18 protein-coding genes are annotated in these 20,627 nt (G+C 73.4%); 9 read left to right on the top strand and 9 right to left on the bottom strand.

What is annotated here, in order from left to right:
* The first annotated feature begins 29 nt into the window (after nt 1-29).
* Nucleotides 30-749, top strand: coding sequence for a DUF998 domain-containing protein (locus AC3RJ8_RS10630; protein ID WP_489712602.1), 720 nt, complete (start codon nt 30-32; stop codon nt 747-749).
* On the opposite strand, the gene AC3RJ8_RS10625 is transcribed toward AC3RJ8_RS10630, so the two are convergent.
* Nucleotides 715-5,430, bottom strand: a complete 4,716-nt coding sequence (locus tag AC3RJ8_RS10625; RefSeq protein ID WP_489712601.1) for an ATP-dependent helicase — start codon at nt 5,428-5,430, stop codon at nt 715-717. The genes AC3RJ8_RS10630 and AC3RJ8_RS10625 overlap by 35 nt on opposite strands.
* A 70-nt stretch (nt 5,431-5,500) precedes the next feature.
* Here AC3RJ8_RS10625 and AC3RJ8_RS10620 point away from each other — a divergent pair, with 70 nt between their 5' ends.
* The 3 genes from AC3RJ8_RS10620 (at nt 5,501) to AC3RJ8_RS10610 (ending at nt 8,864) form a co-directional block, all read left to right on the top strand.
* The gene (locus AC3RJ8_RS10620; RefSeq protein ID WP_489712600.1) at nt 5,501-5,734 is read left to right on the top strand and encodes a DUF3046 domain-containing protein; all 234 of its coding nucleotides are present in this window, start codon (nt 5,501-5,503) and stop codon (nt 5,732-5,734) included.
* A gap of 270 nt (nt 5,735-6,004) precedes the next feature.
* Nucleotides 6,005-8,251, top strand: a complete 2,247-nt coding sequence (gene recA, locus AC3RJ8_RS10615) for an intein-containing recombinase RecA (protein WP_489715619.1) — start codon at nt 6,005-6,007, stop codon at nt 8,249-8,251.
* 13 nt (nt 8,252-8,264) lie between these two features.
* Complete coding sequence (locus tag AC3RJ8_RS10610) at nt 8,265-8,864, top strand: regulatory protein RecX (RefSeq protein WP_489712599.1); 600 nt, start codon at nt 8,265-8,267, stop codon at nt 8,862-8,864.
* Between the two features lie 33 nt (nt 8,865-8,897).
* Here AC3RJ8_RS10610 and AC3RJ8_RS10605 read toward each other — a convergent pair whose 3' ends face one another.
* From AC3RJ8_RS10605 to AC3RJ8_RS10590, 4 genes are all read right to left on the bottom strand, one after another.
* Nucleotides 8,898-9,845 (bottom strand): amino acid ABC transporter permease, encoded by a 948-nt coding sequence (locus tag AC3RJ8_RS10605; RefSeq protein ID WP_489712598.1) that lies wholly within the window; start codon nt 9,843-9,845, stop codon nt 8,898-8,900.
* Nucleotides 9,842-10,519 (bottom strand): amino acid ABC transporter permease, encoded by a 678-nt coding sequence (locus AC3RJ8_RS10600; RefSeq protein ID WP_407318251.1) that lies wholly within the window; start codon nt 10,517-10,519, stop codon nt 9,842-9,844. Before AC3RJ8_RS10600 ends, AC3RJ8_RS10605 begins: the two co-directional genes overlap by 4 nt.
* A gap of 119 nt (nt 10,520-10,638) precedes the next feature.
* A complete protein-coding gene (locus AC3RJ8_RS10595; protein WP_489712597.1) occupies nt 10,639-11,505 on the bottom strand; it encodes a glutamate ABC transporter substrate-binding protein in 867 nt (288 codons plus the stop codon).
* 35 nt (nt 11,506-11,540) lie between these two features.
* Entirely contained in the window at nt 11,541-12,320 is a 780-nt protein-coding gene (locus tag AC3RJ8_RS10590; protein WP_489712596.1) for an amino acid ABC transporter ATP-binding protein, read from the bottom strand.
* Between the two features lie 148 nt (nt 12,321-12,468).
* Between AC3RJ8_RS10590 and miaB the strand changes: the two genes are divergently transcribed.
* Complete coding sequence (miaB, locus tag AC3RJ8_RS10585; protein WP_489712595.1) at nt 12,469-14,115, top strand: tRNA (N6-isopentenyl adenosine(37)-C2)-methylthiotransferase MiaB; 1,647 nt, start codon at nt 12,469-12,471, stop codon at nt 14,113-14,115.
* A 33-nt stretch (nt 14,116-14,148) separates the two neighbouring features.
* On the opposite strand, the gene AC3RJ8_RS10580 is transcribed toward miaB, so the two are convergent.
* Together AC3RJ8_RS10580 and AC3RJ8_RS10575 are read right to left on the bottom strand one after the other, a co-directional pair.
* Nucleotides 14,149-14,652, bottom strand: coding sequence for a type III secretion system chaperone family protein (locus AC3RJ8_RS10580; RefSeq protein ID WP_489712594.1), 504 nt, complete (start codon nt 14,650-14,652; stop codon nt 14,149-14,151).
* Complete coding sequence (locus AC3RJ8_RS10575; RefSeq protein WP_489712593.1) at nt 14,649-15,215, bottom strand: YbjN domain-containing protein; 567 nt, start codon at nt 15,213-15,215, stop codon at nt 14,649-14,651. Before AC3RJ8_RS10575 ends, AC3RJ8_RS10580 begins: the two co-directional genes overlap by 4 nt.
* A gap of 36 nt (nt 15,216-15,251) precedes the next feature.
* Here AC3RJ8_RS10575 and AC3RJ8_RS10570 point away from each other — a divergent pair, with 36 nt between their 5' ends.
* Nucleotides 15,252-15,980, top strand: a complete 729-nt coding sequence (locus tag AC3RJ8_RS10570; RefSeq protein WP_489712592.1) for a hypothetical protein — start codon at nt 15,252-15,254, stop codon at nt 15,978-15,980.
* Here the strand turns inward: AC3RJ8_RS10570 and AC3RJ8_RS10565 are convergent.
* On the bottom strand, nt 15,893-16,369 hold the full coding sequence (locus AC3RJ8_RS10565; RefSeq protein ID WP_489712591.1) for a hypothetical protein: 477 nt from the start codon (nt 16,367-16,369) through the stop codon (nt 15,893-15,895). The two genes, AC3RJ8_RS10570 and AC3RJ8_RS10565, sit on opposite strands and share 88 nt — an antisense overlap.
* Before the next feature lie 43 nt (nt 16,370-16,412).
* Here AC3RJ8_RS10565 and miaA point away from each other — a divergent pair, with 43 nt between their 5' ends.
* Both miaA and dapF read left to right on the top strand, forming a co-directional pair.
* A complete protein-coding gene (miaA, locus tag AC3RJ8_RS10560) occupies nt 16,413-17,411 on the top strand; it encodes a tRNA (adenosine(37)-N6)-dimethylallyltransferase MiaA (RefSeq protein WP_489712590.1) in 999 nt (332 codons plus the stop codon).
* The gene (gene dapF, locus AC3RJ8_RS10555) at nt 17,408-18,340 is read left to right on the top strand and encodes a diaminopimelate epimerase (RefSeq protein ID WP_489712589.1); all 933 of its coding nucleotides are present in this window, start codon (nt 17,408-17,410) and stop codon (nt 18,338-18,340) included. Before miaA ends, dapF begins: the two co-directional genes overlap by 4 nt.
* Nucleotides 18,341-18,392: 52 nt before the next feature.
* On the opposite strand, the gene AC3RJ8_RS10550 is transcribed toward dapF, so the two are convergent.
* Entirely contained in the window at nt 18,393-18,998 is a 606-nt protein-coding gene (locus AC3RJ8_RS10550) for a class I SAM-dependent methyltransferase (RefSeq protein ID WP_489712588.1), read from the bottom strand.
* 95 nt (nt 18,999-19,093) lie between these two features.
* On the opposite strand from AC3RJ8_RS10550, the gene hflX reads away from it, so the two are divergent.
* A complete protein-coding gene (gene hflX / locus AC3RJ8_RS10545; protein ID WP_489712587.1) occupies nt 19,094-20,626 on the top strand; it encodes a GTPase HflX in 1,533 nt (510 codons plus the stop codon).
* The last annotated feature ends 1 nt before the right edge of the window (nt 20,627 follow it).

The raw sequence follows: 20,627 nt of genomic DNA, 5'->3' as shown, positions 1-20,627 counted from the left end.
GCTGGACTTTTCGGACATGATGGTGCGCCATGCGCCCCGACGTCGATGCCCACCGTCCCGACCAGACCGGTCGCCGCAGTGTGCGCGGCGTCGGTTGGTCGAGCCTCGCCGCGCTCGCGGCGATGGCTGCCGCCCACACGCTCGGGGCGGGGGTCGTGGACCCGCTGATCGATCCGGTGAGCTTCTACGCGTTCGTGCCCGGTGGCGGGGAGGCGATCCTGGTCGGCGGGACGATCCTCGCGGCGGTCGGCGTGGCGCTGGTGGTCCGGGCCTACCGGGCCGGGCTGGCGACGGGGCGGGTGCCGGCGGTCGCCATGACGACGTTCGCCGTCGCGATGGTGCTCGTGGGGGTCTTCCCGACCGACCCGCCCGGCGTGGCCACCACGTTCTCCGCGGCGGTGCACCGCACGAGCGCCGCCGCAGCCTTCGTCGTGCTCCCGGTCGTCGGGCACTGCGTGGCGCGTGCGGTGCCCTCGCCACGGTCCCTGGCTCCTCGACGGCTGCGACGGGCGACCGTCGGCCTGGCGGTCCTCGTGGTGGCGTTCCTCGCGGTCCACCTGCCGCTGGCCGCCGCCGGCTCGGGCATCGTGGCCTTCGGCCTGCTGGAGAGGGTGGGCTTCGTGCTGATGATCGGCTACCTGTTCCTGCTGGCCGACACCCTGGACCGTGAGGAGACGCACTCCGTACCGATGCCGCCAGGGCCCGCGGCCGGCGTCAGCGGGCCACGACCCGTAGACCTTGCGGTGTGACGCCGAACCCGTGGTGCAGCAGCGCCGCGGCGACGGGCTGGCGGTCGCGGGCCGCGGTCAGCGCGGGGACCCCGTCGACGCGCTGGACCAGCACCTTGCCCAGGCGTCCGGTGAGGGCCGCCTCGGCGAGCCCGGCGGCCGCGGCGTCGAGGTCGGCGGGGTCGTCGGTGAAGGACAGCAGGGTGCGGCCACCGCGTTCCACGTAGAGGGTCAGCGCGCCGGCGGTCAGGAGCACTACGGCACCGGCCTTGCGTCCGGGCCGGTGGCCCGGACCGTCGGCCGTCCCGTCGGGCTGGCGCGGCCAGCCCAGCGCGGCGCCGTACGGGTTCGCGGGATCGGTCGCGGCGAGCAGCACGGCCCGGCGGGACGCGTCGGGGTCCGCGCGGAGGCGCTCGCGGTCGGTGGCATCGCGCCGGAGCTGGTCGACGGCGCCGGGCAGGGCGAACTGGGAGCCGCCCAGCCGCTCCACGAAGTACCCGCGACGCACGGCGCCGCGCTCCTCCAGCCCGGACAGCACGCGGTAGACGTCCCGGAACCGGCCGGCAGCCCCCTCGGACGGCGCCACGGCGCGGGTGAGCACGCCGTGCCGGTCGAGGAGCACCTGGGTGAGCGCGTGGGTGCGCAGCGTGGTGTCGGTCTCGCGGGCCGGCAGGGCCGACCACCGTCCGCCGCCGCCCCGCGGCGTCGTCGGCCGGGTCAGGGCGAACCGGGACCTGCGGACAGGACGGGCACGTGCGGTGGTGCGTGGCGCGCGGTGCGTGCCCCCGCCGGCACCCACCCGCTCGCGGAGCACGGACAGCCCGTCGTTCGTGACGTGGCCCGCCCACACCAGGTCCCACAGCACCTCGAGCGTGTCCGCCACGGTGGCGTCGGCGAGCTCGGCCAGGCGCGGCAGGAAGTGCCCGCCCGAGCCGGTGAGGAGGTCGAGCACCACGCGGTGCCGGTCGGAGTCGAGCGGCCCGTCCGGCTCGAGGTCGGACGGCGTGGCCAGGGTGAGCGGGGCGTCCTCGCTCAGGTGCAGGCTCACGAGCCCGTCGCCCCCGCCCCCGCCGGTCAGCGCGGTGTGCCCCGCCCAGAGGACCTCGCCCGTGGTCGTCAGCTCGTCGAGGAGCGCGGGGGAGTAGTCCGCCACCCGGGCGGGAAGGACCAGGGTCTCCAGGGCCGAGGCGGGGACCGCGGAGCCGGCGAGCTGTTCGACCACCCGCAGCACGCCGTCCGTCCCGCGCAGGGGCGTCGAGGTGACGCCCTGCCAGCGGGGCAGGAACACTCCCAGCGCCTCGGGCTCGACCGGTTCCACCTCGGCCCGCAGCGCGGCCAGCGAGCGCCGGCGCAGGGTGCGCAGCACCCGGGGGTCGCAGAGGTCGTCGGCCGTGCCGCCGAGGACCTCGGGCCGCAGGGCGCCGCGCACGAGCAGCCCTTCGGTCTCGAGCCGCGAGGCGACGGCGGCCACGACCGCGACGCCGAGACCGAGGCGACGGGCGACGTCCGCCGTCGTGAACGGTCCGTGGGTGCGCGCGTGGCGCCGCACGAGGTCCCCGAGCGGGTCGGCGACCGGGGTGGTGTGCGCCTCGGCGACCCCCACGGGGAGCGCCACCCCGAGCGCGTCCCGCAGTCGCGCCGCGTCCTCCACGACGGCCCACTGCTCGGCGCCCGCCACCCGGACCTCGATCACACGCCGCGCCCGCTCCAGGTCGGCGAGCCAGCCGACGACGGCGCCGCGCGCCTCGTCGCGGGTGCGTGCGCGCAACGCTTCGACGGGGTGCGGACCGGTGCGGCGCAGCACGTCCCACAGCGCCTCGGCGTCCTTGGCCTGCCGTTCCGGTGCCAGGCACTGCAGCTCTGCCTCGGTGCGTTCGACGGCCTCCGGGTCCAGGAGGTCGGCCAGGTCGGTGGCGCCCTGCTCCCCGAGCAGCTCCGCCAGGAGCGCGGGGTCGAGCGACAGCGCGGCGGCCCGGCGCTCGGCGAGCGGTGCGTCGCCGTCGTAGAGGAACTGGGCGGTGTAGCCGAACAGCAGCGAGCGGGCGAAGGGCGACGGTTCGGTGGTGGTCACCTCCACCATCCGCACCCTCCGCGCGGCCAGGTCGGCCATGAGGGTGCGCAGCGCGGCGACGTCGAAGTCGTCCTGGAGGCACTCGCGGGCCGCCTCCAGCATGATCGGGAACTCGGGGTGGGCCGAGGCCACCTGCAGCAGCTGGGCCGCGCGCTGGCGTTGCTGCCACAGCGGTGACCTGCGGTCGGGGCGACGGCGCGGCAGGAGCAGCGCACGGGCGGCGGCCTCACGGAACCTCGCCGCGAAGAGCACCGACGAGCCGAGCTCGGCGCGCACGGCGTCGGACACGTCGTCCGGGTCGATCAGCAGGTCCTCGGCGGTGACGGACGGCACCGGAGCGCTCGAGACGTCGACGTCCCACGGCGAGTCGCCGGGCAGCCGGAGCACGATGCCGTCGTCGCCCGGCATGACCGCGACGTCGGCTCCGAGCCGGTCCCGGAGCCGTGCCGCCACGACGAGCGCCCAGGGTGTGTGCACGCGCGCACCGAGCGGCGAGTGCACCACGACCCGCCGGTCGCCGAGCTCGTCGCGGAACGTCTCGACGACCACCGTGCGGTCGTCCGGCAGCCGGCCCGTGGCGGTGCGCTGCTCGGTGAGGTAGCCGGCGAGGTTCTCGGCGGCCCAGTCGTCGAGGCCCGCCTCGCGCAGGTGAGCACGCCCGGCCTCCGGGTCGTCGGCGAGCACCCGGTCCGCCTGGCGCACGAACGCCCCGACCGCTCGCCCGAGTGGCGCCGGCCGACCGGGTGAGTCGCCCTTCCAGAACGGCAGCCGCCCGGGCAGACCGGGAGCGGGGGTGACCACGACGCGGTCGGGCGTGATCTCCTCGATGCGCCAGGTGGACGACCCCAGGGTGAACGTGTCCCCGGCCCGGGACTCGTAGACCATCTCCTCGTCGAGCTCGCCCACGCGCTTGCCCCCACGGCCGCCGTCGTCCCCGGCCAGGAAGACCCCGTAGAGGCCGCGGTCGGGGATGGTCCCGCCGCTGGTGACCGCGAGGCGCTGGGCTCCCGGGCGGGCGGAGAGCCGTCCGGTGGCGCGGTCCCAGACGATCCGGGCACGCAGCTCGCCGAACTCCTCGCTGGGGTACCGCCCGGCGAGCATGTCGAGCACGGCGTGCCAGGTGGCGTCGCCGAGCCCGGCGAAGGGCGTCGAGCGGCGCACGAGCGCGAGCAGGTCGTCCCCGTGCCAGTCGTCCATCGCGAGGGCGGCGACCACCTGCTGGGCGAGCACGTCGAGCGGGTTGGACACGACGTGCAGCGGCTCGATGTCGCCACCGCGCATGCGCTGCGTGACGACGGTGGCCGGGAGCAGCTCGCCCCGGAACGTCGGCAGCACGACGCCACGGGACACGGCGCCGACCTGGTGGCCCGCGCGCCCGATGCGTTGCAGGCCGCTCGCCACCGACGGTGGCGAACCGACCTGGACCACGAGGTCGACCGCCCCCATGTCGATGCCGAGCTCCAGGGACGACGTCGCGACGACCGCGGGCAGCCGGCCGTCCTTGAGCTCGGACTCGGTGCGGGTGCGCTCGGCCCGGCTCATGGACCCGTGGTGGGCGCGGGCCAGCACGGGGGCGTCCTCGGGCGTGGCGACGGCCGTGCCGGACTGGCCCGGGATCACCGCGGCCTGGGCGGCACCGGGGTCCGGGAGAGCGATTCCCTGGCGCTCGGACCAGGCCTCGTTGACCCGCGCCGTCAGCCGCTCCGCGCCGCGCCGGGAGTTGGTGAACACGAGCGTCGAGCGGTGCGCGGCCACCAGGTCGACGACCCGGTCGGTGACGTGCGGCCACACCGAGGCCTGCCGCTGGGGTGTCCGGGGCGACGTCGCCGGCCCGGACAGGTCCGGCTCCTCGCTCCCGCCCAGGTCGGTGAGGTCGGGCACGGGGACGGCCACCTGCAGGTCCCAGCGCTTGTCGGCCGGGGGCTGCACCACCGCCACCTCGCGCCCCCCGTCGTCCGGGGGACGCTCGCCGCCCAGGAACCGTGCGACGTCCTCGACGGGCCGGACGGTCGCGGAGAGACCGATGCGCTGTGCGGGCCGCTCGAGGAGCTCGTCGAGGCGCTCCAGCGTGACGGCGAGGTGGGCGCCGCGCTTCGTGCCGGCCACGGCGTGGATCTCGTCGACGATCACGGTCTCGACGCCGGTGAGCCCGGACCGGGCCGCCGAGGTCAGGACGAGGAACAGGGACTCGGGCGTCGTGATCAGCACGTCCGGTGGTCGGGTCGCGAACGCTCGTCGCTCGGCGGCCGGGGTGTCGCCCGTGCGCATGCCGACGTCCACGTCGTGCACCGGGGTGCCCGCCCGGGCGGCGGTCTGCCGGATGCCCGCCAGCGGGGCGCGGAGGTTGCGCTGCACGTCCGCGGCGAGCGCCTTGAGGGGGGAGACGTACAGCACGCGGCACCGGCGCACCGGGTCCGGTGGCGGCGGCACGGAGGTCAGGCGGTCGATCGCCCAGAGGAACGCCGCCAGGGTCTTGCCGGAGCCGGTGGGGGCCACCACGAGGGCGTGCCGGTCGGCCGCGACCGCCTCCCACGCGCCCGACTGCGCCGCCGTCGGCCCGGCGAACGCGCCGGTGAACCACGCCCGGGTGGCGGGGCTGAACCGGGCGAACGGGTCGGGGAGGGGGGACACCGACCCATCGTGCACCGGGACACCGACAGGCGCGCGCCGCGCCCGTGCGGACCCGTGGCACCCTGGGAGCGTGCGCTACTCCGACTTCTCCCAGCTCGTCGACGAGGTCTTCGGGCGTGCCCTCGGGCGCACGCTCGTGCGCGAGCAGGTGCTGCCGCGGCTCGGCGACCGCACGCCGGCGGAGGCGTTGTCCGCGGGCATGGAGCCGCGGGACGTCTGGCACGCGCTGTGCGACGCGCTCGACGTGCCGGAGGAGCGGCGCTGGGGGACCGACCGGAACCGGCAGGCACCACCGCCGCGCTGAGCCGCTGCGCTGGCCAGAGGCCGGCCCGAGGCCGGTCCGTACCGGTCCGCACCGGCGGGTGCCGCGAGCGGAGGGCCGACACGCCGGGCCGAGCTCCCGGGTCGAACAGATGTTCGGCTAGAGTGTGACCACAGCAGGAGATCCCCGGCCGTCGTCCACACCGGGACGTCGGGACGCGGGCCGTTGTCGGTGGCGCCGAGTACGGTCGTCGACGACATGAGCAGCAAGCCGAAGGCGCGCGGCCGCGCCCAGAACACGAAGGTGACGAACATGCCAGCACCGGAAGACCGTGACAAGGCCCTCGAAGCCGCGCTCGCCCAGATCGACCGCAACTTCGGCAAGGGCTCCGTCATGCGCCTCGGCCAGGAGGGGCGTGCCCCGGTCGAGGTCATCCCGACCGGGTCGATCGCGCTCGACGTCGCGCTGGGTATCGGCGGTCTGCCGCGCGGGCGTGTCATCGAGGTGTACGGCCCCGAGTCCTCCGGCAAGACCACCATCGCGCTGCACGCGGTGGCCAACGCTCAGCGGAACGGCGGCATCGCGGCCTTCATCGACGCCGAGCACGCGCTGGACCCGGACTACGCGAAGAAGCTCGGCGTCGACACCGACGCGCTGCTCGTCTCGCAGCCGGACACCGGCGAGCAGGCCCTGGAGATCACGGACATGCTGATCCGGTCGGGCGCGATCGACATCATCGTCATCGACTCCGTCGCGGCCCTGGTGCCGAAGGCCGAGATCGAGGGCGAGATGGGTGACAGCCACGTGGGTCTGCAGGCACGGCTCATGTCGCAGGCGCTGCGCAAGATCTCCGGTGCCCTCAGCTCCTCGGGCACCACGGCGATCTTCATCAACCAGCTCCGCGAGAAGATCGGTGTGTTCTTCGGCTGCTTCAACTACTCCACGCGCGTCGTTCTGGCGGACGGGACGACGGAGAAGATCGGCAAGATCGTCAACCAGAAGCTGCCGGTCGACGTGATGTCCTACGACCCGGAGTCCGGCCAGGCCGTGCCGCGCAAGGTCGTCAACTGGTTCGACAACGGTCCTGCCGAGCGCTTCCTGCAGTTCACGGTGGAGAAGTCCGGGAGGAACGGGCGAGCACAGTTCGCCGCGACGGAGAACCACCTCATCCGTACCCCTGGTGGCTGGCGCGAGGCGGGCGAGATCCTTGCCGGAGACCGGGTGATGGTCGCGGAGGACGTGCTGCTCTCGGACCAGCAGTGGCAGATGGTGCTCGGTGGACTGCTGGGAGACGCCAACCTGTCCCCGAACCGCCGTGGACGTCGCGGCGTCCGGTTCCGGATGGGACACGGGTCGAAGCAGGTCGAGTACGTAGACTGGAAGGCCTCGATGTTCGGCAACGTCGGTCGGTCACGTTCCGAGCGTCCGAACGGTGCGGTGCACGTCGACCTGCAGCCGCTGCCCGAGCTGTCCGAGCTTCACGACGTCGTGTACTTCGGGGACGGCAAGAAGCACATCACGGACGACTACATCAAGGCGCTGACCCCGTTGGCGCTGGCTGTGTGGTACATGGACGACTTCAGCTTCCAGGCGCGCTCGAAGGGTCTTCAGGAGCGGACGGCCGGTGGTTCGGGTCGAGCGGAGGTCTGCGTCGACGCGATGAGTACGGGCTCACGCGAGCGCCTGGCGGGCTACTTGCGCGACGAGCACGGCGTCGAGTGCTCGCTGCGGCAGCGTGGGACCAGGCAGCAGTGGGTCCTCCAGCTCACGACGGCTGGCACGAAGCGCCTGCAGGAGGTCGTCGCGCCCTACGTCCACCCGTCGATGGAGTACAAGTTGCTGCCGGGTCTGAGGGGACGGTTCGACGTCAGCCCGGAGTTCGTCGCGCCGCGCAGCGTACCGGTTCCGTCGCGGGTCCTGGACATCCACGTCAAGCCGCAGACGAGATCGATGCACCGCTTCGACATCGAGGTGGAGGGCAACCACAACTACTTCGTCGACGGCGTCATGGTTCACAACAGCCCCGAGACCACGACCGGCGGCAAGGCGCTGAAGTTCTACGCGTCGGTGCGCATGGACATCCGCCGGATCGAGACCCTCAAGGAGGGGACCGACGCGGTCGGTAACCGGACCCGGGTCAAGGTCGTCAAGAACAAGATGGCTCCGCCGTTCAAGCAGGCGGAGTTCGACATCCTCTACGGCGTCGGGATCTCCCGTGAGGGCGGACTGATCGACATGGGCGTGGAGCACGGGTTCGTGCGCAAGTCCGGGTCGTGGTTCACCTACGACGGCGACCAGCTCGGTCAGGGCAAGGAGAACGCCCGGTCGTTCCTGCGGGACAACCCGGACCTGGCCGACGAGCTCGAGAAGAAGATCAAGGAGAAGCTCGGCGTCGGGGCGAAGCTCGACACGCCGGCCGAGGGCGATGACATCGCGCCGGCGGCCGGCGATGTCGCGACGGCGGCCTCGGCCTCGTCGGCGGACGAGGGCAAGAGCCCGGCCAAGGCGAGGTCGACCGCGCGGTCGACGGCGGCCAAGACGAAGAAGGCGCCGTTCTGACGGGCGTGCGCTGATGGCAGCCCGAGGACAGGGTGGTCGCGGCGAGGGGAAGCGCCGCGGCCGCCCGAGCGTGGGGGAACGGCTCGAGGCGGGCGAGATCAGCACCGAGGAGGCGGCCGAGCTCGCTCGCGAGGCGGTGCTGCGTACGCTCACGGCGGCTCCCAAGAGCCGGGCGGAGCTCGCCCGTTCGCTCGCGCGCAAGGGATACCCGGAGCAGGTCGTGGCCCCGGTGCTCGACCGGTTCGAGGAGGTCCGTCTCGTCGACGACGCCGAGTACGCCGACATGATCGTCCGGACCCGGCACCACGAGAAGGGCCAGGCGCGCCGGGCGATCTCGGCGGAGCTCTACCGTCGCGGTGTCGACCCCGAGACCGCCGCCGCCGCCCTGGAGCAGGTCGATGGCGACGACGAGCGGGCCGCGGCGGCCGAGCTCGCGCGCAAGCACGTGTCGCGGACGCGTGGTCTCGACCGCGACAAGAGGGTGCGACGTGCCGTGGGAGCGCTGAGCCGCAAGGGCCACAGCCCGTCCGTGGCATTCGCCGCTGTCAAGGACGCCCTGGTCGCCGAGGGCGACGAAGTCGGCGATACCGAGGACGTCTTCCTCGACGACTGAGGTCGGGCCGCTCCGACGCCGGCGCGCCCCGCCCTACGACCAGCGTTCCGGGTGGTCCCGATCGCCCGGCTCTGCCCCGTGGCTCTTGGAGGCTCCGCCGGCGGTTCCTCCGCCCACAGCGGTCGCGCCGACGCCCACACCGGCGTCGAGGCCGGCGGCCATCGTCCCCGTCTTGCCGGCGGTGCGGCGCATCGTTCGGCTGAGCCGCTCGGCGAGCTTCGACAGGCTGTAGTTGATGACGATGAACAGGACCGCCGCCACCGTGAGCGCCTGGAGGATGTTGCCCTCGCCCGAGCCGAGACGGCGCGAGTACTGCAGGAGCTCGGTGTAGGAGATGATCGCGCCGAGCGCCGAGTCCTTGAGGACCACGACGAGCTGCGAGACGAGCGCCGGCAGCATCGCGACGAGGGCCTGCGGGACTTCCACGGTCCGCAGCGACTGGCCGCGGGTGAGACCGACGGAGAGCGCCGCCTCTCGTTGACCGCTCGGCAGGCCGTGGACGCCGGAGCGCACCAGCTCGGCCACGACGGCCCCGTTGTAGAGGATGAGCGCGATGACGACGCCCCAGAACGAGGAGTTCTCCACCCCGGCGTTGGCGAGCAGCAGCCAGAAGAACACCATCATGAGCAGCACGGGCACGGCACGGAAGAACTCCACGACCGTCCCGCACACGGTGCGCACGAGCAGGAGCGACGACAGGCGGCCCACGCCGAACAGCAGGCCGAAGACCATCGCGCCGACGATCGCCAGCGCGGCGGCCCGCACGGTGTTGAGGAACCCGGGCCAGTAGTAGTAGCGCCAGGCGTCGGCGTCGACGGCGTGCAGCCACAGGGTGGGGTCGAGCTGCCCCTTGTCGGCGAGGCGCATCAGGACGAGCGCGGCCACGCCGGCGACGATCACGGCGCCGACGAGGTTGCCGAGCAGGATGCGCCGCCGGGCCCGTGGGCCCGGCGCGTCGAACAGGACGGACTGGGCGCTCATCGGGCCACCGCCAGACTCCTCGAGAGAGATGTGGTCAACAGGCCGACCGGTGTCACGAGGATCACGTAGCCGATCGCGAAGGTGAAGAAGATCGCGTAGATGTAGTCGGGCCGGAACTCGATCATCGTCTTCATCACCGACGACGTCTCGGTGGCCACCGAGGCGGCGGCCGCCACCGTCGTGTTCTTGATGAGGGCGATGAGCACGTTGCCGAGCGGTGCGATCGCGCCACGGAACGCCTGCGGCAGGATGATCAGCCGCGCGGCGGGCAGGAACGACAGGCCGATGGACCGGGCAGCCTCGGCCTGGCCGACCGGCACGGTGTTCACGCCGGAGCGGATCGCCTCGCACACGAAGGCCGCGTGGTAGACGGACAGGCCCACCACGGCCAGCCAGAAGAAGTTGGTGTTGAAGTCGGTGGCGAGGGACAGCTCGAGCTGTCCCCAGGCGCCGAGGACCATGAAGACCATGATGATCGTCAGGGGCATGTTCCGGAAGACCGTCACGTAGGCGGTACCGGCCCACTGCAGGCTGCCGATCGGCGAGATCCGGAACAGCGCCAGGACGGAGCCCAGGGCGAGGGACAGCACGGCGGCCCAGAGCGCGAGCTGGATGTTCACCCAGAACGCGCCGAGCACGTCGTACTCGCGGAGGATGTCGAGGTACTCCTGCACGCGGCAGTCGCTCCTTCGGGGGAGGGGTCGGTCGGTGGTGCGCGGTGCGGGCGTCGCCCGCGAGGTGGACCGGGCCCGCCACGCGGAGCGCGGCGGGCCCGGAGCCGGTCAGGCCCGCGTCACATGTCGCAGGGCTCGTACTCCGGCGGGTTGAGCTCGTCGTTCGGCACGTAGCCGGTGCCCTCGGTGGCGGCGTCGAGCGCCTCCTGCCACGAGCCGTCGTCGACCATCTTGGTGATGGCCTCGTTGATGGCCTCGCACTGGTCGGACTCCTGCGGGATGCCGACGCCGTACTTCTCCTCGGAGAAGGTGTTGCCCACGACCTTCACCTGGCCGGCGTTGGCCGGCTGCGCGCCGAGGCCCGCGAGGATGATGTCGTCGGTCGTCACCGCGTCGACCTGCCCGGAGATGAGCGCGGTGACGCACTCGGCGTACCCCGGCTGCTCGAGCAGGTTGACGCCCTCGGAGTACTCCTCCTTGATGCGCTGGGCCGACGTCGAACCGGTGACCGAGCACAGGTTCTTGCCGTCGAGGGTGTCGGGTCCGGTGATGTCCGTGTTGTCGGCGGCGACCAGCAGGTCCTGGCCGGCGACGAAGTACGGGCCGGCGAAGGAGACCTGCTCGCGCCGCTCGTCGGTGATCGAGTAGGTCGCGAAGATCATGTCGACCTGGCCGGTCGACAGCAGCGTCTCGCGCTGGGCGGACGGTGCCTCGGTCCACTCGATCTGGTCCTCGGAGTAGCCGAGCTCGTTCGCCACGTACTTGGCGACCTCGACGTCGAACCCGGTGGGCGTGTCGCCCTCCATGAACCCGAGGCCGGGCTGGTCGAACTTGATGCCGATGGTGACCGACTCGTCGCCGCCCTCGGTCTCGCCGCCCTCGGTCTCGCCGCCGCTGCCGTTCTCACCGCCGTCCGAGCAGGCGGCGAGCGTCAGAGCGACAGTCGCTGCGAGGGCGACCACCCCGGTGGTGCGTGTGCGTCGCATGATGCTTCCCTTCGTCGTGATGCTGGATGTGGAGGTCAGTGGGTGAGGATCTTCGACAGGAAGTCCTTCGCGCGATCGCTGCGCGGGTGGGTGAAGAACTCCTCGGGGGTGGCCTGCTCGACGATCTGCCCGTCGGCCATGAACACGACGCGGTCGGCAGCCTTGCGGGCGAAGCCCATCTCGTGGGTGACGACGATCATCGTCATCCCCTCGTGCGCGAGCTGGACCATGACGTCCAGGACCTCGTTGATCATCTCGGGGTCGAGCGCGGAGGTCGGCTCGTCGAAGAGCATCACCTTGGGGTGCATCGCCAGCGAGCGGGCGATGGCGACACGCTGCTGCTGTCCTCCGGAGAGCTGGGCCGGCAGCTTGCTCGCCTGGTTCTTCACCCCGACCCGGTCGAGGAGCGCCAGGCCCTCCTCGTCGGCCTGCGCCTTCGACAGGCCGCGCACCCTGCGCGGGCCGAGGGTGACGTTCTCCAGCACCGACTTGTGCGCGAAGAGGTTGAAGGCCTGGAAGACCATGCCCACGTCGGCACGCAGGCGGGCGAGCTCTCGCCCCTCGGCGGGCAGCTCCTCGCCGTCGATGCGGATCGTGCCGTCGTCGACGGTCTCCAGCCGGTTGATCGCCCGGCAGAGGGTGGACTTCCCGGAGCCCGACGGGCCGATGACGACGAGCACCTCTCCCTTGCGGACAGTGAGGTCGATGTCCTGCAGCACGTGCAGGTCGCCGAAGTGCTTGTTGACTCGTTCGAGCTCCACGAGCGGAGCACCCAGGTGCTCTCCCGCGGCACGAGCCGATCCGCTGTGATCCATCCCTCGAACCTAACCAGTCGATGTTACGTTCACCAGCATCGTTGGTCCCGCGTCGGCAACGAATCGGTAACGACACCGCCGCTCGGCGTGCCGTACCGGCCGTCGCGCGTGCGGAGGCCGTCTGTCGCCCGCCGTACCCTAGGAGGCGATGTCCACCACCATGCCCCCACCGCACGCCACCGGCACGCCCGGCCGCGCCGAGGCGGACGCGCGCACCTACGTCGTCCGCACCCTCGGGTGCCAGATGAACGTGCACGACTCCGAGCACATGGCCGGGATGCTCGAGCAGGCCGGCTACACGCGGGCCTCCGCCGCGGACGACGCCGCGAGCCGTGCCGACGTCGTCGTCATCAACACCTGTGCGGTGCGGGAGAACGCCGCGACGCGCCTCTACGGCAACCTCGGCCAGCTCGCGAGCCTCAAGGCGGAGCGTCCGGGCATGCAGATCGCCGTCGGCGGCTGCCTCGCGCAGAAGGACCGTGGCGACATCGTCTCGAGGGCGCCCTGGGTGGACGTCGTCTTCGGCACCCACAACCTCGACGCCCTCCCGGTGCTGCTGGAGCGCGCGCGGCACAACGAGGCGGCGCAGGTGGAGATCGCCGAGTCGCTGCAGGTCTTCCCCTCGACCCTGCCGACCCGTCGGGAGTCGGTGTACGCGGGCTGGGTCTCGATCTCCGTGGGCTGCAACAACACCTGCACGTTCTGCATCGTGCCGCACCTGCGGGGCAAGGAGCGCGACCGGCGACCCGGCGAGGTCCTGGCCGAGGTCCAGGCCCTGGTCGACGCCGGAGCCGTCGAGGTGACGCTGCTCGGCCAGAACGTCAACAGCTACGGCGTCGAGTTCGGCGACCGGGGGGCCTTCGCCAAGCTGCTGCGCGCCTGCGGCCAGATCGACGGGCTCGAGCGCGTACGGTTCACCTCGCCGCACCCGGCGGCGTTCACGGACGACGTGATCCACGCGATGGCCGAGACGCCGAACGTCATGCCCCAGCTGCACATGCCGCTCCAGTCCGGCTCGGACAAGGTGCTGCGGGCGATGCGTCGCAGCTACCGGTCCGAGAAGTTCCTCGGCATCCTGGACCGGGTGCGGGCAGCGATCCCGGACGCCGCCATCACCACGGACGTCATCGTCGGTTTCCCGGGGGAGACCGAGGAGGACTTCGCCGAGACGTTGCGCGTGGTCGAGGCCTCGCGCTTCAGCTCGGCGTTCATGTTCCAGTACTCGCCGCGGCCCGGCACCCCGGCCGCGACGATGGACGACCAGCTGCCCAAGGAGGTCGTCCAGGAGCGGTTCGAGCGGCTCCTGGCACTGCAGGAGCGCATCAGCGCCGAGGAGTCCGCCACGCAGGTCGGCCGCACGCTGGAGGTGCTGGTCGCCGAGGGCTCCGGCAAGAAGGACGGGGCGTCGCACCGGGTCAGCGGACGCGCCCCGGACAACCGCCTGGTCCACCTCGCACTGCCGTCCGGAGTGCTGCCGGACGGGGCCACGCTCGCCGACCGTCCCGCCGGTCTCGACGACCCCCGGCTCACCGACGCCCTGCACCTCGACCCGCGGCTGCCCCGGCCGGGCGACATGGTCACGGTCGAGGTCACGCGCTCCGCGCCGCACCACCTCATCGCGGACTCCGCCGTCGACGGCGGGACGTACGCCGTGCGGCGCACCCGCTCGGGCGACGCCTGGGTGCAGCGCGAGACGACCCGCCTCGGTGGTGGCGAGGACGAGCACTCCCACGGCGCCCCGGCACCGGACGGGCCCGTGGTGCTCGGCATGCCCACGCTGCGCGCGAGGGCGTAGCAGCAGCGCGCTGCGCGGGCCTGCCGGCCCTCGTCAGAGCTCCGTCAGCGGGCCGACGCTCGCGAAGAACTGCGACGCCGTGACGAGGCCGCACGAGACCGTCTCGGCGAGCTGGACGTCCGTCGCGCCGTGCTCCAGGTCCACCGACACCTCGGTGTAGAGCGCGAGGCCGTCGCCCTCGGGGCGGGTGTAGACCTTGGGCCAGATGCGCTCGCGGTTCCAGTCGTTGCAGGCCTGCAGCACCGCGTGCCGGGCGGAGTCCGGCACGGTGCCGGCCCACCGGCCCCGCACCTGGAGGATCTCGGAGTCCTCGCCCAGGAGGAGGAACCAGAACCGGTTGCCGTCCCAGGTGCCGGTGATGTCGCCGTCGTCGTCCGTGCGGAAGCGGTAGCCGCGGCGCGCCAGGTCGTTGCCGACGCGCGCCAGGGACACCGGGCTGGGCAGCGCGGGCCGCACCCCGGGCCGGCCGCCGTCGCGGCCCCGCCGACGGGCGGCCTGGAGGACGGCGGCCGTGGCGCGTCGCAGCGGGCCGCTCACGGGGCGCTCCGCAGCGGGTCGGCGAAGACCTCGTCGAGGTGCTCGAAGAACATGGCCGAGGTGGACAGGCCGCACTGGAGGTGCTGACCGAGCTGGTCGTCGTTCGCTCCGTGCTCGACGCTGATGGTGACCTCCGCGCACACCACCACGGCGCCGTCGTCGCGGACGCGGGCGTACGTCTTGGGCCAGATCCGTTCGGCGTTCCACTCGTTGCAGACCTCGAGGACCTCGCCGAGGCGTTCGATGGTCGCCTCGCGGTGCCACTGCCCGCGGATCTGGAGCACCTCGCCGTCGGGGCCCAGCGCGAGGAAGTGGAACAGCCGACCGTGCCACAGCCCGCCGAGGTCGCCGTCGGTGTCGACGAAGTAGGTGAACCCCGACTGGTCGAGCCAGGCGCTGATCCGCTCCCGCGACACCGGGGCGGGCAGCGCGCCCACGGCGTCCCCGACCGGTCCGGCCAGCAGGACGTTCTGGACGTCGGAACGCAGCCGGTCCGGTTCGCCACCGTCGGGAGCCGGGGGCGTGGACGACCTGTCGGCCCGACGTGATCCGAAGAACCTCACACCACCCACGCTACACGGCCCGGGTACCGTGGCGGCGTGCCCGTCCACGCCGTGGCCCTGCCCGCCACCGTCCTGCTCGTCCCCGGTGCCGCCGGTGGCGCCCGCCCGCTGGCGGAGGTCCGCGCCGCGGTGCTGACGGAGGTCGGCCGGTGCGCCGCCCTGGACGGCGGTCCGGTGCGCACCTGGGGCGTGCTCGCCCCGGCCCGGCGCTCGACCATCGGCCGGCGTCGCCCCTCGTTGGCGGCGGCGGGCATCGCCGACCGCTGGGTGCCCCTGCTGCGGGACACCGGGGACGCCGAGACCTCGGGTGCCGGTGTGCGGACCCCCAGGCCGCCGGTCCCGGCCGGTCTCGCCGCGTCGGTGGTGCTGCTCGTGCTCGCCGAGGCGGCAGGACCGGCCACGGCGGCGGACGCAGTCGTCGTCGAGCTGGCGCCCGCGGCCGGCGAGCTCGCCCGGCAGGCCGCCGTCGACACCCTGGCGCGCTGCGACGCCCTCCTCGTGGCGGACGGCACGGGCACCGGCGGCACCGTCGACGCCGTCGTGGCGCGCCTCGCGGACCGGGCCGGCTGGGAGGCCACTACCCGGCCGGTCGCGGTGACCGGTGCGCACCTGCCCGACCGGTACGACGTGGTCTCGTGGGGTGCGCCGGGCACGTCCGGGCACCGGGACGGGACCGCTCAGAGCGTCGCCGCCGCGAACCAGCCGACACCCGCCAGCAGCAGCCAGAACCGCACGGTGCGTCCCACCAGGAGCGACGGCACGTAGATCGACAGCGGGACCCGCAGCGAGCCGGCGACGACGGCGATGATCATCAGCGGCGGGAACCCGAGGCACGCGGACGCGAGGAGCACGGCGGTCGTGAGGACCGGCCGGCCGGCGATCCGGCCGTGCCAGCGCTCGTACGCCAGCCGCCAGCGCTCCTGGGAGAGCTTGCGCTGCAGGCGGCGCGACTCCATCGACCGCGCCGCCAGGAGGTACCAGGCGACCTTCGCGAGCGTCTGGCCGACACCGGCCGCCAGGGCCAGCGCGGCCACGCGGGCCGGCGACCCGGCGGCATCGGTCGCCGCGGCCACCCCGCCCAGGTACACCTCGATGCTGACGACCGGCACGAGCCCCGACAGCAGGCTCACGGCGAAGGTGGTCAGCAGCAGCACCCGCGGAGCCTAACCCGGCGCCGGTCCCGGCTAGCGTGGACCCGTGATCGTCGCCGTCGTAGGACCCACCGCCACCGGGAAGTCGGACCTCGCCCTGGACCTGGCCGAGGCGTTGTCCCACGCCGGTCGCGGCGGGGTGCCCGTCCCGGCCGAGATCGTCAACGCGGACGCCTTCCAGCTCTACCGCGGCATGGACGTCGGCACAGCCAAGGTGCCGCCGTCGCAGCGCCGCGGCGTCGTGCACCACCAGCTCGACGTCCTCGACCCGGACCAGGACGCCTCGGTGGCGCGGTACCAGGCCGAGGCCCGCGCCGACCTCGACGCGATCAGCGGACGTGGCGCGCGTGCCGTCGTCGTCGGCGGGTCCGGGCTCTACGTGCGGGCCCTCCTGGACCACCTCGACTTTCCCGGCACCGACGCCGCCGTGCGCGCACGGTTGGAGGAGCGTGCCGAGACCGAGGGGCGGCACGCGTTGCACGCCGAGCTCGCCCGCGTCGACCCGGCGGCCGCGGAGTCGATCGGCCCGGCGAACACCCGGCGCATCGTCCGCGCGCTGGAGGTCGTCGAGATCACCGGGCAGCCGTACACCGCGAACCTGCCTCGGCAGGAGTACGTCCGGCCCGCCGTGCAGATCGGGCTCGACTGCGACCGCGAGACGCTGGACGCCCGGGTGGCCGGCCGGGTGGACCGGATGTGGGACGCCGGGCTCGTCGACGAGGTGCGGCGCCTCGCCTCGCCCGCCCAGGGCGGCACCGGCCCGGGCCTCGGGGCCACGGCCGCCCGCGCGGTCGGCTACGCCGAGGTGCTGCGCTGGTTCGCCGGCGAACGGACCGAGGGCGAGGCGCGTGCGGCCGTCGTCGCCAACACCCGCCGCCTGGCCCGCAAGCAGATGGGCTGGTTCGGGCGGGACCCGCGCGTGCGGTGGCTCGACGCCGGGTCGCCGGGCCTGCTCGACGAGGCGCTCGCCGTCGTGCGGGCCGCCGACGCCGGCGAGCTGCCCCCACCGGGCGACGGGCCTGTACGCCGTAGTCTGGGCTCATGACCTTGCGCTTCACCAAGGGCCACGGGACGCACAACGACTTCGTCCTGGTCGCCGACACCCGGGGAGACCTTGACCTCACGCCCGAGCAGGTGCGGCACCTGGCCGACCGCCGCGGGGGCATCGGCGCCGACGGGGTGATCCGCCTCGCCCCGACGGCCGCGGTGGCCCGCGCAGGAGAGGCCGCGGCCGACGCCGTCCTCGCCGAGGAGCCGGAGGCGATCTGGTTCATGGACTACCGCAACTCCGACGGCACCGTGGCCGAGATGTGCGGCAACGGCGTCCGCGTCTTCGCCGCGTTCGCCGAGAGCCTCGGTCTGGTCGACCTGTCCGGCGGCGGTGAGCTCGCCCTCGGCACCCGCGGCGGCGTGAAGCGCGTCCGCAAGGAGCCGAACGGCTGGTACGCGGTCGATATGGGCCCGTGGGTGTACCCCGGCGGGCCGGACGCGGTGGCCTCCGGCGCCGACGCGGCGGTCATGGTGGCCGGCTGGGACGCCCCGCGGCCGGCGCTGAGTGTCGACCTCGGCAACCCGCACACCGTCGTCGCGCTGTCGCGGCCCGCGGAGCTCGACGCGCTCGACCTGAGCCGGACGCCCGCCGTCGATCCCGTGCCGCCGCACGGCACCAACGTCGAGCTCGTCGTCCCGCTCGGCGAGGAGGCGACACCCGACGGCGGCTCCGTCGGCCGCGTCCGCATGCGCGTCCACGAGCGTGGTGTGGGCGAGACGCAGTCCTGCGGCACGGGTGCCTGCGCGGCGGCGCTCGCGGTGCGCGCGTGGGCCTCGCACGGCGCCGCCGACCCCGACCAGGTCCCGACCACCTGGTTCGTCGAGGTCCCGGGTGGTGAGGTCCGCGTGCGGCTCCTCGACGGTGGCCACGTCGAGCTCGCCGGTCCCGCCGAGCTCGTGTTCAGTGGCGACGTCGAGCGGTAGCCGGCGACAAGGCCGCGCTCCGAGGCCTCGCCGTCGCCGGGCCCGCTGCCCGTCAGCGCGTCGTGTGCAGGACGCGGAACCCCTTCGACGACGTCGTCCGTGCCGTCGCCAGCCCCAGCTCGGACTCGATCCAGCGGGCGAGCGAGTCGGACCCGAGGTTCTTCTGCACGACCATCCAGGCGCCGCCCGGCGCACCACCGGGCACCAGCCGCGGCAGCCACCGCCGCAGCATGCCGTGCAGCACCTGCTTGCCGACCCGGATGGGCGGGTTGGACCACAGCGCGGCGAACCGGACGTCGTCGGGCACCTCGTCGGGCGCGACGGCGCGCACCTGGGCGGCGACGCCGAGCCGGTCCGCGTTGCGGCGCACCAGGTCGAGCGCGCGGTGGTTGACGTCGACGGCCCAGACCGTCGCCGCCGGGCTGCGCAACGCCATCGACAGGGCGACCGGGCCCCAGCCGCACCCCAGGTCCAGGAGGTCGCCGGCAGGAGGAGCGGGCACCTCGTCGAGCAGGATGCGGGTGCCCTTGTCGATCCCGCCGGGGGAGAACACACCCCCGGCGACCTCGACCTCGACCGCGCCACCCGCGAGGCGGACCTCGAGCGTGCGGCGCTCGGCGTCGGAGGCGGGCTCGGCCGTGAAGTAGTGGTCGCTCACACCGGCATCGTAGAGGGACACCGGAAAAGTCCTCGGCCGGGACGAATCCGCGTGGGATCCTTGTTCTACCGGCGTACCCCACCGAGAGGACCATCTTGACCTACATCCCGACCGATCCCGAGCGCACTTCCGCCGACCCCGTCGAGCCGAGCGAGTCCCGCGACGCCCAGTCGATCGCGAACGACGTCGTCGCCCGGGTGCTGGCACGGGCCGGGACGGCGCGGTCGGAGGGCACCACGGTCCACACCGCCCACGACGGCGACCAGCTCGACCTCGCCGAGCGCGCGGCGCTGCGCCGCGTCGCGGGTCTGTCGACCGAGCTCGACGACGTCACCGAGGTCGAGTACCGCCAGCTGCGTCTGGAGAAGGTCGTGCTGGTCGGCCTGTTCCCGGGGGGCGAGGCCGCCGCCCGGGAGGCCGACGTCTCGCTGCGCGAGCTCGCCGCGCTGGCCGAGACGGCTGGCTCGCAGGTGCTCGACGGCCTGCTCCAGAAGCGCGTCAAGCCGGACCCCGGGACCTTCCTCGGCTCCGGCAAGGCCGCCGAGCTTGCGGAGATCGTCGCGGCGTCCGGCGCTGACACCGTCGTGGTCGACACCGAGCTGGCCCCGTCCCAGCGCCGCGGGCTGGAGGACATCGTCAAGGTCAAGGTGGTCGACCGCACCGCCCTGATCCTCGACATCTTCGCCCAGCACGCCAAGTCGCGGGAGGGCAAGGCACAGGTCGAGCTCGCGCAGCTCGAGTACCTCCTGCCGCGCCTGCGCGGCTGGGGCGAGTCGATGTCCCGCCAGGCCGGTGGCCAGGTCGGTGGCGCGGGGGCCGGGATGGGCTCGCGCGGACCGGGTGAGACGAAGATCGAGCTCGACCGCCGCCGTATCCGCAACCGGATGGCCAAGCTGCGCCGCGAGATCGCGGCGATGGCACCGGCGCGCGAGACCAAGCGTCACGACCGCAAGCGGCACGCGATCCCGAATGTCGCGATCGCGGGGTACACGAACGCCGGCAAGTCGTCGCTCCTCAACGCGCTGACCGACGCGGGCGTCCTGGTGGAGAACGCACTGTTCGCCACGCTCGATCCCACCGTCCGTCGGTCGCGGACCGAGGACGGGCGCGTCTTCACCTACGCCGACACCGTCGGGTTCGTGCGCCACCTGCCGCACCAGCTCGTCGAGGCCTTCCGCTCGACGCTCGAGGAGGTCGGCGACGCCGCCCTCCTGCTGCACGTCGTGGACGCGTCCCACCCCGACCCCGAGGGGCAGATCGACGCGGTCCGTGAGGTGCTGAGCGAGATCCCCGGCATGGACGCCGTCCCGGAGGTCGTCGTGCTGAACAAGGCGGACGTGGCCGACCCGACCGTGGTCGGACGCGTGCAGCGGCGCGAGCGCCGCACCGCGGTCGTCTCGGCGCACTCCGGCGAGGGGATCGCCGAGCTGCGCGCCCTCATCGCGGACGCGCTGCCGCGCCCGGCGGTCGAGATCGACCTGGTGGTCCCGTACCACCGCGGCGACCTGGTCCACCGGGTCCACGAGAACGGCGAGCTCGTCGGCGAGGAGCACCTCGCCGACGGCACGCGGCTGCGCGGCCGTGTCGACGCCGCGCTGGCCGCGGAGCTGGAGGGCGTCGCGCTCTGAG

Source organism: Isoptericola sp. MSGPD8_1_ISO-PGPR-S23-394, assembly GCF_058072785.1.
This window is presented reverse-complemented; position numbering and strand designations above follow the sequence as displayed.

Bases quoted from the DNA above. Each gene is read 5' to 3' on its own strand.
- AC3RJ8_RS10590 (WP_489712596.1), bottom strand. From the start codon at position 12,320: ATGGATCACAGCGGATCGGCTCGTGCCGCGGGAGAGCACCTGGGTGCT.
- dapF (WP_489712589.1), top strand. From the start codon at position 17,408: ATGACCTTGCGCTTCACCAAGGGCCACGGGACGCACAACGACTTCGTC.
- AC3RJ8_RS10595 (WP_489712597.1), bottom strand. From the start codon at position 11,505: ATGCGACGCACACGCACCACCGGGGTGGTCGCCCTCGCAGCGACTGTC.
- AC3RJ8_RS10630 (WP_489712602.1), top strand. From the start codon at position 30: ATGCGCCCCGACGTCGATGCCCACCGTCCCGACCAGACCGGTCGCCGC.
- recA (WP_489715619.1), top strand. From the start codon at position 6,005: ATGCCAGCACCGGAAGACCGTGACAAGGCCCTCGAAGCCGCGCTCGCC.
- miaB (WP_489712595.1), top strand. From the start codon at position 12,469: ATGTCCACCACCATGCCCCCACCGCACGCCACCGGCACGCCCGGCCGC.
- AC3RJ8_RS10605 (WP_489712598.1), bottom strand. From the start codon at position 9,845: ATGAGCGCCCAGTCCGTCCTGTTCGACGCGCCGGGCCCACGGGCCCGG.
- AC3RJ8_RS10610 (WP_489712599.1), top strand. From the start codon at position 8,265: ATGGCAGCCCGAGGACAGGGTGGTCGCGGCGAGGGGAAGCGCCGCGGC.